The organism is Parvularcula oceani (genome assembly GCF_000733125.1).
In the GTDB taxonomy this organism is placed as follows: domain Bacteria; phylum Pseudomonadota; class Alphaproteobacteria; order Caulobacterales; family Parvularculaceae; genus Parvularcula; species Parvularcula oceani.
Map to the genome: position 1 here is coordinate 102,530 of NZ_JPHU01000012.1, position 11,648 is coordinate 114,177.

An 11,648-nucleotide genomic window follows, 5' to 3' on the forward strand; every position below is an offset into this window, starting at 1 on the left:
CCTCCGCCGGATACAGTATTTCGGCAGCTTGGGCATAGAAGTGGATCTTTTAAAGGCGGCAAGCTTGTTGGAACTGACGCGGGCGAAGCAGTCTCTAGCAGTCGCGTCCGATGCTCGCCGGCGACTAATCAAATTGCGGAAGAGCCGGTCGAGCGATCACATTTATCTGCGAGCATATGCTGAATGGCTGATCGCACGATGCCAGAAGCAGTTGCCCGAATTCTATGGCTCTGACTCTGTACTCAGAGGGTATGAAGTTGTCCGGTTCGGCGAGATCGAACTCGATAATGTGAGCAAGGCTCATCTCTGGAACTTCCCACTGCGCATCCACCCGCTTTGGCGCGAACCAGATTGAAAAGAGTAGTTTCATCAGAGGTCTCCTGACCTCCTTCGGTAAGGCATTGTTCATTCGTCCTCCGGGTCTAGCCACGCCACATCAGCGGCATGACCGCTCTGTCCCGCCGTACCTTCCTTGCAGGCGCCGCCGCGACCGGCGCCCTCTTCCGGCCGAGCGCGGCGCAGCAGGCCGAACCCTTCGCCGCCGCGCTGGAAGAGGCGGCATCGCTGGAACAGCTCAACGCGCTGATCATCGCGCGCGAGGGCGAGGAGGTTGCGGCGCGGGTCTTTGACGGCCCCGGCCTCGACACGCCGGTGAACATTAAGAGCGCGTCGAAATCCGTGCTCTCCGCCCTTGCGGGGATCGCCATCGCGCAAGGCGAGGTGCCCGGCGTCGAGGCGCGGCTGCTTCCCCTCCTCGCCGATCGCGCACCTGCGGATATCGAGCCCCGCACGAGCGAGATCACGCTGGAAGACCTCCTCACCATGCGCGCCGGGCTCGCTTCGACCTCGGGGCGGGAATACGGGCCCTGGGTCGTCTCGGACGACTGGACCGCCTATGCGCTGCGCCGGCCCTTCGTGGCGGAGCCGGGCGGGCGCATGATCTACTCGACCGGCACCTCCCACCTCCTCGCCGCCGCGCTGACCGAGGCGACGGGGCGCTCTCTCCTCGCCCTCGCCCGCGACTGGCTCGGCGAGCCTCTCGGGATCGAGGTGCCGCCTTGGACCCGCGCGCCGGAGGGGGTCTATATGGGCGGGAACAACATGGCGCTCTCCCCGCGCGGCCTCCTCGCCTTCGGCGAAGTCTACCGCCGCGGCGGCATCTATGGCGGCCAGCGCGTGCTGCGCGAGGACTGGATCGAGGCGAGTTGGACGCCGCGCGTCCGCTCCCCCTGGTCGGGCGGCGCCTACGGCTATGGCTGGTGGATCGGCAGCGCGGGCGGGCACCGCATCTATTACGCCTGGGGCTATGGCGGGCAGATGGTCTACGTGATCCCGGACCTCGGGCTCACCGTCGTCATGACCTCCGACCCCAATGCGCGCGGCGTCGATGGCCACGTGCAGGCCCTCCACCGCCTCGTCGCGCGGCGGATCGTGCCTGCTGTCTGAGAGGTCTCAGCGCAGCACGCCGAAATAAACTGCCACGGGCACCATCGCCGCCATGACCATCAAAGCCGGAAGCGGCCTGCGGCCGAGGGCAACCATCGCCGCGAAGGCCAGCGCCAGGCCGCTCGCGAAGAGAACGTTCTCGGGCCCATATGAATAGTCGTGAAGCCACTCCGCCGTTCCGGCTGCGAAAGCCAGCGCCATCAGCGGCACCACCACGCGGGACCACCGCCCATAGCTCGCCCACAGATAAAGCGCAGCGGGCTGGATCAGGAAGAGCACGAGCAGGCTGCCTTCCGGCAGCGGCGGAAGCGCCTGCAGTTCGGACCATGACAGGTCGCCATGCCCCGCCCCGCCGCCGCGCACGACGATGACAAGCAAGGCCGCATAGACCACCGCTTCGAGACCGCGAGCCAGAACCTCGTCGAGAGAGGCCGAGGTGCCGCCGGTCGCGAACTTGAATGTCGGAAGGTACATCTCACGCCCCCACCAGCATCGTGGCGCGTCGCGCCTTTATCAGCAAGCCGGATACGGGGGGCTGACCTTCGGCCCCCTGTAACTTCGGCCTCGCCGCGTCTATGTCCCGGCCATGAGCACGATCCATATCATCGGCGGCGGCCTCGCCGGGTCCGAAGCCGCCTGGCAGGCGGCCGAAGCGGGCGCAGACGTCATTCTCCACGAGATGCGCGGCGTGCGCTCGACCGAGGCGCATCATACCGACCAGCTGGCGGAACTCGTCTGCTCGAACTCCTTCCGCTCGGACGATGCCGAGAACAATGCCGTCGGCCTCCTGCACGAGGAGATGCGGCGCGCGAACTCGCTGATCCTGCGCTGCGCGGATGCGAACAAGGTCCCCGCCGGCGGCGCGCTGGCCGTGGACCGGGACGGCTTTTCCGGCGCGGTGACGGCGGCCATCCAAGGCCATCCGCGCATCCGCATCGTCCGCGAAGAGATCGCGGGCCTGCCGCCCGAAGAGTGGGACAATGTCGTCGTTGCGACCGGCCCCCTCACCTCTGCCCCGCTCGCAAAAGCGATCCAGGCGCTGACGGGCGAGGAGGAGCTGGCCTTCTTCGATGCCATCGCGCCGGTGATCTACAAGGATACGATCGATTTCGGCACGGCTTGGTACCAGTCGCGCTATGACAAGCCGGGGCCCGGAGGCACGGGCAAGGACTATATCAACCTGCCCTTCTCCGAAGAGGAATATGAGCGCTTCCTCGACGCGCTGCTCGCCGCCGAGACGACCGAGTTCAAGGACTGGGAGAAGAACACGCCCTATTTCGAAGGCTGCCTGCCGGTCGAGGTGATGGCGAGCCGCGGGCGCGAGACCTTGCGCTTCGGCCCGATGAAGCCCGTCGGCCTGACCGATCCGCGCACCGGGCGGCGGCCGCATGCCGTCCTCCAGCTGCGCCAGGACAATGCGCTCGGCACGCTCTACAACATGGTCGGCTTCCAGACGAAGATGAAATACGGCCAGCAGACCGAGGTCTTCCGCCTGATCCCGGGGTTGGAGAACGCCCGCTTCGCGCGGCTCGGCGGCATTCACCGCAACACCTTCCTCAACTCGCCGAAGCTCCTCGACCGGGAGCTGCGGATGAAGGCGCGGCCGAATTTGCGCTTCGCCGGGCAGATCACGGGCGTCGAGGGCTATCTCGAAAGCGCCGCGATGGGCCTTCTGGCCGGCCGCTTCGCGGCGGCGCAGGGACGCGGCGAGGAGGCGAGCCTGCCCCCGCGCACGACGGCCCTCGGCGCGCTGCATTTCCACATCACCGAAGGCCATGTCGACGGCGGCAAGGGCAGCTTCCAGCCAATGAACGTCAATTTCGGCCTCTTCCCGGACATGCCCGCCCCGACGCGCGATGCCGAGGGCAATCGCATCAAGGGCAAGGAAAAGGGCCGTGCGCGCAAGCGGTTGATCACGGCGCGGGCGCTCGAAGACCTCGAAGGCTGGCTGGGGACGGCGCGGCAGGCGGCATAGGCTCTCCTGTTCCCGCCTGTGGAAATCCTGGAACAGATGCGAAACATCGCTTGACCGTTCTCTGAATGTTCTGCATGATTCAGGCCATGCAGACCTCGATGACATTCGCTGTGGACAACCGCCTGCCGGAGATCCTGGACCGCCTCCGGACGGTCTATCCCGCGCGCGTGACGCCGCTGACCGATCCGCTCAGCCAGCTGGTCTTCGCCGTCACCGCGGAGAACGCGGCGCCCTCGGTCGGCCTCGCCGTTTATAACCGGGTCAAGGCGACCTTCCCGCGCTGGTCCGACCTGCGCGATGCGGCGCCCGAGCGGGTGGCGCAGCTGCTCGTCGGCGTTCCCGGCGCCCCGGCCAAGGCCGAGGCCCTGCCCGAGATCCTGCGGCTCATCGAGGACGAGCGCGGCGTGATCGAGCTCGATTTCCTGCGCCGCCTCGGCACCGATGCGGCCGGACGCTGGCTCGAACGCCTGCCCCGCGTGACCGCCGAGATCGCGGCGGCTGTTCTCAGCTTCTCCGATCTGCGCCGCCCCGTGCCCGTCGTGGGCCGGGAAAGCGCCCGCCCGCTGCGCCGGCTCGGGCTCGCGCCGGCCTCTGCGCCCATGTCGGCCCTGCCCCGCCATCTGGCCGAGAAGGCGCCGTCGGATTGGGGCGCCGAAGAGTTCGGCGACCTCGGACGCGGGCTGACCCGCCTCGCGCGGGCGGCCTGCGCCGATGGACGCCCTGCTTGCGGCGGCTGCGCGCTCAGGGATCTCTGCCCTTCGGCGAACAGGAACTCGGGCGACGTCTTGGCCTTCCCGGGCCGGAAGGCGGCGCCGGCTAAAGCCGCCCGGTCAGCATAGCCCTGAAATAGCGCCACCGCTTGGCAAGCCCGCTCAGCCGCCTGCCGCGGGCATAGGCGGGGGCCAGCGTGAAAGGCAGGGCGGCGGGCATGAGCGCGGCATCGAGGCCACCAAGGCCTTGGCGGGCCTGCCGCACCTCCTCCAGCATCGTGCCGTCCGGTATCTCGGCGGCTGAGACCAGATCGGCGAGGCGCGGCTGCCCACGCCCCTGACGCGCCTGTCCCTGATGGCCGCCCCCCTGCCGCGCCCGGCAGGCGGCATGAAGAGCGGCGGCGCGGCCAAGGCCTTCCGCTTCGCCGCCGAGATGCGAAGCGAGCGCCTCGCTGCTTCGCCCATAGAGCGGCAGGAGCAGGGCGACGGCCTCGCCCGCCGAAGACGGGCGCTCGGCGCCGAGCGCCGTTTCCGCGCCATCGACAAGGGCTTCCAGCGGAGCCCGCAGGCCCGGCGTGCGGGCGAAGGCGGCATCGAGCGCCTGAGCGAGCGGATGCTTGCGCACCGGCGCCGGTCCGAAGACTTCCTCGAGCGCTTCGCGCCACCACTGGAAACGGATCGCACCCAGCATGGGCTCCGAGACCCGCGCGGGGATATTGGCCAACTCTTCGGTCAGAGCGAGGATCGCCAGCGCGCCGCCGCGCCTGCCGCCGGGGACGTAAGGCAGGACCACCCGCCAGTCCTCCTCCGCCGAGAGCCCGTCCAGCAGATAGCTGGCGGTCTCGGCGGGAAGAGGCGTGAAGCGGCTCGTCTCCACCTATGGCGTCGCGGTTGCCGCCTCGGCCTTCCGCTCGTCCCATTCGCGCTTCACGCCGGTGCGCAGCAGCGCGGGCGAGGCGATGAAGATCGACGAATAGGTGCCGATGACGATGCCCCAGATCATCGCGAAGCTGAAGCCGCGCAGGACGTCGCCGCCGAACAGGAACAGGCTGCCGAGCGCGAGCAGCGTGGTCAGCGACGTCATGATCGTGCGCGCCAGGGTCTGGTTGATGGAGAGGTCGATCACCTCGGCCAGAGGCTTGCGCTTGAACTTGCGCAGGTTCTCCCGGACCCGGTCATAGACCACCACCGTGTCGTTCATCGAATAGCCGACAATGGTCAGAAGCGCCGCGATGATGGACAGGGTGAAGTCGAGCTGGGTCACGGCGAACATGCCGATCGTCAGGATGACGTCATGCACGAGCGCCAGGATGGCGCCGAGGCTGAACTGCCATTCGAAGCGGAACCAGATATAGACCAGCATCATGGTGATCGCGACGACCAGCGCCGTCACGCCGCGCTCGACCAGCTCGCCGGACACGGTCGGCCCGACGACATCGACGCGGCGATAGCTGATATCGGCGCCGAGCACGCCCGCGAGCGTGTCGCGCACCTGTTCCGCGACCCGCTGCTGCGCGATTTCCGCCGCCCTGCCGGCATCCGCCGGATCGGCGGCCTGCAACTCGTCCGGCGCGATCTGGCCTTCGGCCGGAACGGCGTCGGGGCTGACCGGCTGCTCCTCGACGAAGACGACGATGCCTTCGGCCTCGTCGCCGAGGCCGCCGCCGATGTTCTGGACCCGCACATCGCCGAGGCCGAGCGCATCGACCGCCGAGCGGACCTCGGTCAGGTCGCTTGCGGTGAACTCGGCCCCCGGCGCGGGGCCGACCTCGACCGTCACGCCGCCGCGGAAGTCGATGCCGAAATTCAGGCCGAGCAGGAAGAAGGCCGCGACCGAGGCGAGGATGGCGACGAGCGAGCCGATCTGCGCAGCGGTGGCGAAGCGCGTGAACGGGATATGCGTGTCATCGGGTACGAGACTGAAAGCCATGTTTCTGTCCTCAGATCGCGAGCGTCTTGGGGCGGCGCGACAGCACGAAGCCGCCTGCCAGGACCCGCGTCAGGATGAAGGCCGTGAAGACCGAGGTGACGACGCCGATGCCGAGCGTGACGGCGAAGCCGCGCACGGGGCCGGAACCGAGCTGGAACATGATCAAGGCCGCGATCAGCGTGGTCAGGTTCGCGTCGAAGATGGCCGACCAGGCGTGCCTGTAGCCCGCCTCGACCGCGACGACCGGTTTCTTGCCCGTCTTCAGCTCCTCGCGGATGCGCTCGAAGATGAGGACATTGGCGTCGACCGCCATGCCGATGGTCAGGACGATGCCTGCGATGCCCGGCAGGGTCAGCGTCGCGCCGAGCATGGACAGCGCGCCCGCGATCAGCAGGACGTTCGCCAGCAGGGCGACATCGGCATAAAGGCCGAAGCGGCCGTAATAGATCGCGATGAAGACGATCACGGCCGAAAAGCCGACGATCAGCGCGATCGTGCCCGCACGCACGGAGTCGGCGCCGAGATCGGCCCCGACCGAGCGCTGCTCGATCACCGTCAGGGGCGCGGGCAGCGCGCCCGAGCGGATCAGGATCGACAGCTCCGTCGCCTCTTCGGGCGAGAACCGTCCTGTGATGCGGCCCGAGCCGCCGGTGATCGGCGACTGGATGGTGGGCGCCGAGATGATCTGCTCGTCGAGCAGGATCGCGAAGCGCCGCCCGATATTCTCTCGCGTGACCTCCGCGAAGCGGCGCGCCCCGCGGCCATCGAAGGCGAAGTTCACCTGAAAGCCGCCGCTGTCGGGATCGGGAGAGGCGCTGGCGTCGGTCACCATGTCGCCGGTCACGTCCGCGGCCTCGTAGATGACGAGGTCATAGCCGCCATCGGCAAGAGGATAGACCGCGCGGCGCGGCGGGATCGGCGCGGCGGGATCGGCCGTGTCGTCCACCATGTGGAAGCTGAGCTGGCCGGTCCTCGCAATGACCGATTTCAGCGCTTCGGGGTCGTCGTCGCCGGGCACCTGCACGACGAGGCGCCCCTCGCCCTGCCGCGCGATCGCGGGTTCGGTCGTGCCGAGGCTGTCGATCCGGCGGCGCACCACCTCGATCGAGTCCGTGACGGCCGAGTCGGTGTAGAAGGCCCGGGCCTCGTCGGTCAGGCTGACGGCGAGGCGCTGGTCGCCGAGCCGCTCGACCTGGATATCGCGGCCCGTGCCGCCGATCCCGCCAATCCCGCCGCCGAGCGGGCCGGCGAGCTGGCGCAGGCGCCGCTCGGCCCGTTCGAGATCGGAGGGATTGTTGATCCGCACGATCAGCTGCTCGCCGGCGATGCGCAGATTGCTGAACTGGATGCGCCCCTCGGCCGAACGGTCGCGCAGAGCGCGCCGCACATCGGAAGTCAGGCTCTGGAGGCGGTCATCGAGAACCTTTTCGGTGTCGACTTCGAGCAGGAGATACGATCCCCCTTGCAGGTCGAGACCGAGCGTCACCCGGCTCTCGGGAAAGCCCCAGGGCGCTTCGCCCTTGGCCGTGAAGTTCGGCACGGTGAAATAGGCGCCGAGCGCCACGAGGAAGAGGATGAAGCCGATCTGCCAGCGATTGAACTGCAGCATCGGGTCAGGCCTTGTCCTTGGCCTTCACCTCGGCCGGCTTGGTCCGCGACCGCACATCGGTGAGGGTCTGCTTGATCACGGTGACCTGCACGCCCTCGGCGATCTCGACGGTGCATTCATCGCCCTCGCCCGAGCGGGTCACCTTGCCGAGGATACCGCCCGCGGTGACGACCTGATCGCCGCGCTTCACGCCCGCGACCATCTCGCTGTGGCGCTTGCGGGCCTGCTGCTGCGGACGGATCAGGAGGAAGTAGAAGACCACCGCCATCAGCAAGAAGGGAATGAGCGAGGCGAAGAAACCGGGCTGCGCGGCGGCGTCCTGCGCGTAGGCGGGCGTGATGAACATGAAGGCTCCGGCGAATGGCGTTCGGATCGAATGAGTGCGCGACACGTAGGGTCCCGCATGACGCGGCGCTATAGCGCCCTTGGGGAAATGCTCGCAAGGCTGTGAGAAATGAGAGCCCAAGTTGCCGAAGCCGCCCTCGCGCGCCTACACCGGCCCCATGCAGATTTCGTCTTCCGTTCTCGACCTCATCGGCAATACGCCGCTCCTCAAGCTTCGCCGCGCCTCCGAGGAGACAGGCTGCACGATCCTGGGCAAATGCGAGTTCATGAACCCCGGCCAGTCGGTGAAGGACCGCGCCGCCCTCGGCATCGTCGAGGCGGCGGAGACATCCGGCGCGCTCCGACCCGGCGGCACCATCGTCGAGGGCACGGCTGGCAATACGGGCATCGGCCTGTGCATGGTCGGCAAGGCCAAGGGCTACCGCGTCAAGATCGTCATCCCGCGCACCCAGAGCCAGGAGAAGAAGGATGCGATCCGGCTTCTGGGTGGGGAGCTGATCGAGGTAGATGCGGTGCCCTATGCCGACCCGAACAATTACGTGCACTATTCGCGCAGGCTGGCCGAAGAGACCGAGAACGCGGTCTGGGCGAACCAGTTCGACAACACGGCGAACCGCGACGCGCACTACAAGACGACCGGTCCCGAGATCTGGGAGCAGACGGACGGCAAGATTGACGGCTTCACCTGCGCCGTCGGCTCGGGCGGCACGCTGGGCGGCGTCGCCCTCGCGCTCAAGGAGCGGTCGAAGGATGTCAGGATCGCGCTGACCGACCCTTACGGAGCGAAGCTCTTCACCTGGGTGAAGTCTGGAACGCTGGAGACCGAGGGCAACTCGATCATGGAGGGCATCGGCCAGGGCCGCGTCACCGAGAATCTCAAGGACCTCGAAATCGACGAGGCCTATCGCGCGACCGATGCGGAGGCGCTGGAAATCCTCTTCGCGCTGACGGAGGAAGAGGGGCTGTGCCTCGGCGGCTCGGCCGGTATCAATATCGCGGGCGCGAAGAAGCTGGCCCGCGATCTCGGCCCCGGCAGCACGGTGGTCACGGTCCTCTGCGATTACGGCAACCGCTACCAGTCCAAGCTCTACAATCCCCAATGGCTGCGCGAAAAGGGCCTGCCCGTCCCGCGGTGGCTCGACCAGTGAGGCGCCTCGCCCTCCTCTTCCTGCTCGCGGCCTGCGGCGGCGAGCAGGAGGTCACACTGACCGAAGCGATGAGCGAGAGCGCCTGCGGCGTGAAGGCCGAATGCATCGGGCGCGAGGTGATCGGCTTCGTCGCGGAGCGTTGCGATCCGATCGCCGCGCCGTGCCTCGAATCCCAGGGCTTCGAATGCGAAGCGTGGGAGCCGGATGGCTGCGGCTTCGTCGTGCGGCGCATGAATCCCGGGCGCGGTGAGCCGGACCTCATCGTGCTGACCGTCTGGCCCGAGAGCGGGACGAGCCGCCCCCGGATCGAGGTCTCCCTGGGGCATACGGATGTCCGCTCCGCTGACGACGACGATTTCATATGAATGACGCATCGGCGCCGGTGCGGGAGCGCCACGAGGTCACGATCACCTATCTCGAAGCGCGCCAGCCGCCGCGCCTGCCGCCGCCGCCGCGCCCGGCCGTGCCGACCGCGATGATGCGGGCGCAGAAACCGCCGCTCGGCTTCTATCGCTATCTCTTCGACGCGGTCGGCGGTCCGCACCGCTGGGTCAGCCGCCGCTACATGGCCGATGACGAGCTTCGGGACATCATCCATGACGACCGCGTCGCTCTTTATGTTCTCTACAAGGAGGGATGGCCCGCGGGGATGGCGGAGGTGGACTGGCGCAACAGGCCCGATGCCGATTTCAAGTTCTTCGGCCTCGTCCCGGAAGTACAGCGGGCGGGCCTTGGCCGCTGGTTCCTGCGGCAGGTGCTCGACCTGATCTGGACCGGAGAGCCCGACCGGGTCACCATCGAGACCTGCACGATGGATGATCCGGCGGCGCTGCGCATGTATCAGCGGGCGGGCTTCTCGGCGACCGGCCAGGCGCGGGGGATCATCGAATGGCGCGGATGAAGGGGCCGACCGGGGATTCGCATGAAGGGCGCCCGACGGACGGCGTGCGCCTCGTCAATCCGGATATCGCGCGCGGCTCGACCGTGCTGTTCCCGGACTATGCGGCCTTCACCGCGAAGACGCGGCCTTTCTCCTATGGGCGCGGGGGGACATCTACCCATGACGCTCTCGCCGAAAGCGTCGCGGCCCTCGAGGAAGCGGATCATGTGGTGCTGGCTCCCTCGGGCCTTTGCGCCGTCACCCTCGCCCTGATGAGCTTCGCCGAAGCGGGCAGCCATATCCTCGTCACCGACAGCGCCTATGATCCGACGCGAAGCTTCTGCGACGGTGTCCTGCGGCGGATGGGTGTCGAGACGACCTATTACGACCCGCTGATCGGCGGCGGGCTGGCCGAACTGGTCCGCCCCGAAACGCGCGCCGTGCTCGCGGAGTCGCCGGGCTCGCTCACCTTCGAAGTCCAGGACCTGCCGGCGATCATCGCTGCGGCGGGCGAAGTGCCGGTGATCGTCGACAATACCTGGTCGGCGGGCGTGCACTTCAAGCCGCTGCGCATGGGTGCCGCCGTCAGCGTGCAGGCGGCGACCAAATATCTCGGCGGCCATTCGGATCTCCTGATGGGTACGCTGGCCTGTTCCGCCGGCGCGGCGCGCCTAGTGGAGCGGACGGCCCGCCTCATCGGCATCTCGGTCGCTGCGAGCGATGCCGCCCTGATGCATCGCGGGATGCGGACCCTTCACCGCCGCCTGGCCGTGCACGAGGCCACGGGGCTCGCGCTCGCCCGCTGGCTCGAAGGGCGCGAGGAGATCGCGCGCGTGCTTCACCCCGCATTGCCGAGCCACCCGCAGCACGGGGTCTGGGCGCGCGACTTCACCGGCGCGAGCGGGCTCTTCGCGGCCGAGCTGGCTCGTGGCGACGAAGCCTATATCGCAGCCTTCTGCGATGCGCTGCGCCTGTTCGGGATGGGCTATAGCTGGGGCGGCTATGAGAGCCTCTGCATTCCGACCTGGCCGGAGAGGAACCGCACGGCAACGCAGTGGAAAGCGAAAGGCCGCATGCTGCGCCTTCACGCAGGCCTCGAGGACGAGGAGGATCTGATCGCCGATCTCGATGCCGCTTTCGCGAGGGCCAATGCCGTGCCGCCGCAAGGGAAACCATGATGCGCCGCCTTCTGCTCCTGACGCCCCTCCTTCTTGCGGCCTGCATCACGCCGCCGGCCCAGCGGTCCGGCACGGGGCAGCTCGTTCTGCGGACCGTGCCGGAGGGCGCGACGGTCAGCTTTTCCGATGGGACCGAATGCCGGACGCCCTGCCGGATCGTGGTGCCGGGGCCGCTCTACCTGACCATTGGCCGGACGGGCTATGAGGCGGTGCGAGAGCGTGTGGATGCGCGAACGCCAAGTCCCTTGGTCATCGAGATGACGCCCGTCGCCCGGACCGAGGAGATCGAAGCCGCGGAGCTGCCGGAGCTCTGATCGTGCGAGCGGGCAGGACACGGCATGCGCCGCGGCCCGGCGCATACAAAGAATGGCCGCCGCCCCGGAACGGGACTGCGGCCATGCCCGCTTGCGCGGACACATCACCAAAT

General features: G+C 68.1%; 14 protein-coding genes. 8 read left to right on the forward strand and 6 right to left on the reverse strand.

The features are described 5' to 3' along the window. Positions 1-124 precede the first annotated feature (124 nt). Positions 125-370, reverse strand: a complete 246-nt coding sequence (locus IE88_RS18410; RefSeq protein ID WP_031555086.1) for a hypothetical protein — start codon at positions 368-370, stop codon at positions 125-127. 74 nt (positions 371-444) lie between these two features. Here IE88_RS18410 and IE88_RS0112800 point away from each other — a divergent pair, with 74 nt between their 5' ends. Then, positions 445-1,446 carry a serine hydrolase domain-containing protein gene (locus IE88_RS0112800; RefSeq protein WP_031555087.1) on the forward strand — a complete coding sequence of 334 codons (1,002 nt, stop codon included), beginning with the start codon at positions 445-447 and terminating at the stop codon, positions 1,444-1,446. A 6-nt stretch (positions 1,447-1,452) separates the two neighbouring features. Here IE88_RS0112800 and IE88_RS0112805 read toward each other — a convergent pair whose 3' ends face one another. Beyond that, positions 1,453-1,920: a hypothetical protein gene (locus IE88_RS0112805; protein WP_031555088.1), complete on the reverse strand. Its 468-nt coding sequence runs from the start codon at positions 1,918-1,920 to the stop codon at positions 1,453-1,455. A gap of 112 nt (positions 1,921-2,032) precedes the next feature. Between IE88_RS0112805 and trmFO the strand changes: the two genes are divergently transcribed. Both trmFO and IE88_RS17500 read left to right on the forward strand, forming a co-directional pair. After that, positions 2,033-3,421, forward strand: a complete 1,389-nt coding sequence (gene trmFO, locus IE88_RS0112810) for a methylenetetrahydrofolate--tRNA-(uracil(54)-C(5))-methyltransferase (FADH(2)-oxidizing) TrmFO (RefSeq protein WP_031555090.1) — start codon at positions 2,033-2,035, stop codon at positions 3,419-3,421. Positions 3,422-3,519: 98 nt separating this feature from the next. Continuing rightward, a complete protein-coding gene (locus IE88_RS17500; protein WP_162178344.1) occupies positions 3,520-4,260 on the forward strand; it encodes an endonuclease III domain-containing protein in 741 nt (246 codons plus the stop codon). Here the strand turns inward: IE88_RS17500 and IE88_RS0112820 are convergent. Genes IE88_RS0112820 through yajC form a run of 4 tightly spaced genes read right to left on the reverse strand, consistent with a single transcriptional unit; the run spans position 4,238 to position 8,016 of the window. Next, the gene (locus tag IE88_RS0112820) at positions 4,238-5,008 is read right to left on the reverse strand and encodes a squalene/phytoene synthase family protein (RefSeq protein WP_031555093.1); all 771 of its coding nucleotides are present in this window, start codon (positions 5,006-5,008) and stop codon (positions 4,238-4,240) included. The genes IE88_RS17500 and IE88_RS0112820 overlap by 23 nt on opposite strands. After that, positions 5,009-6,061 carry a protein translocase subunit SecF gene (gene secF, locus IE88_RS0112825; RefSeq protein WP_031555095.1) on the reverse strand — a complete coding sequence of 351 codons (1,053 nt, stop codon included), beginning with the start codon at positions 6,059-6,061 and terminating at the stop codon, positions 5,009-5,011. 10 nt (positions 6,062-6,071) lie between these two features. Continuing rightward, positions 6,072-7,670 (reverse strand): protein translocase subunit SecD, encoded by a 1,599-nt coding sequence (gene secD, locus IE88_RS0112830; RefSeq protein ID WP_031555098.1) that lies wholly within the window; start codon positions 7,668-7,670, stop codon positions 6,072-6,074. Between the two features lie 4 nt (positions 7,671-7,674). Next, on the reverse strand, positions 7,675-8,016 hold the full coding sequence (yajC, locus tag IE88_RS0112835; protein ID WP_031555100.1) for a preprotein translocase subunit YajC: 342 nt from the start codon (positions 8,014-8,016) through the stop codon (positions 7,675-7,677). A gap of 157 nt (positions 8,017-8,173) precedes the next feature. Here yajC and IE88_RS0112840 point away from each other — a divergent pair, with 157 nt between their 5' ends. From IE88_RS0112840 to IE88_RS0112860, 5 genes are read left to right on the forward strand one after another with little or no spacing between them, the layout of a single operon-like run. Then, positions 8,174-9,163: a cysteine synthase A gene (locus IE88_RS0112840; protein WP_031555102.1), complete on the forward strand. Its 990-nt coding sequence runs from the start codon at positions 8,174-8,176 to the stop codon at positions 9,161-9,163. Next, positions 9,160-9,528, forward strand: coding sequence for a hypothetical protein (locus tag IE88_RS0112845; protein WP_031555103.1), 369 nt, complete (start codon positions 9,160-9,162; stop codon positions 9,526-9,528). Before IE88_RS0112840 ends, IE88_RS0112845 begins: the two co-directional genes overlap by 4 nt. Next, positions 9,525-10,064, forward strand: a complete 540-nt coding sequence (locus tag IE88_RS0112850; protein WP_051882162.1) for a GNAT family N-acetyltransferase — start codon at positions 9,525-9,527, stop codon at positions 10,062-10,064. The genes IE88_RS0112845 and IE88_RS0112850 overlap by 4 nt, the downstream gene beginning before the upstream one ends. Then, the gene (gene metC, locus IE88_RS0112855; protein WP_036767225.1) at positions 10,052-11,221 is read left to right on the forward strand and encodes a cystathionine beta-lyase; all 1,170 of its coding nucleotides are present in this window, start codon (positions 10,052-10,054) and stop codon (positions 11,219-11,221) included. The genes IE88_RS0112850 and metC overlap by 13 nt, the downstream gene beginning before the upstream one ends. Further along, positions 11,218-11,535, forward strand: a complete 318-nt coding sequence (locus IE88_RS0112860) for a PEGA domain-containing protein (RefSeq protein ID WP_081871662.1) — start codon at positions 11,218-11,220, stop codon at positions 11,533-11,535. The genes metC and IE88_RS0112860 overlap by 4 nt, the downstream gene beginning before the upstream one ends. Positions 11,536-11,648: the final 113 nt, after the last annotated feature.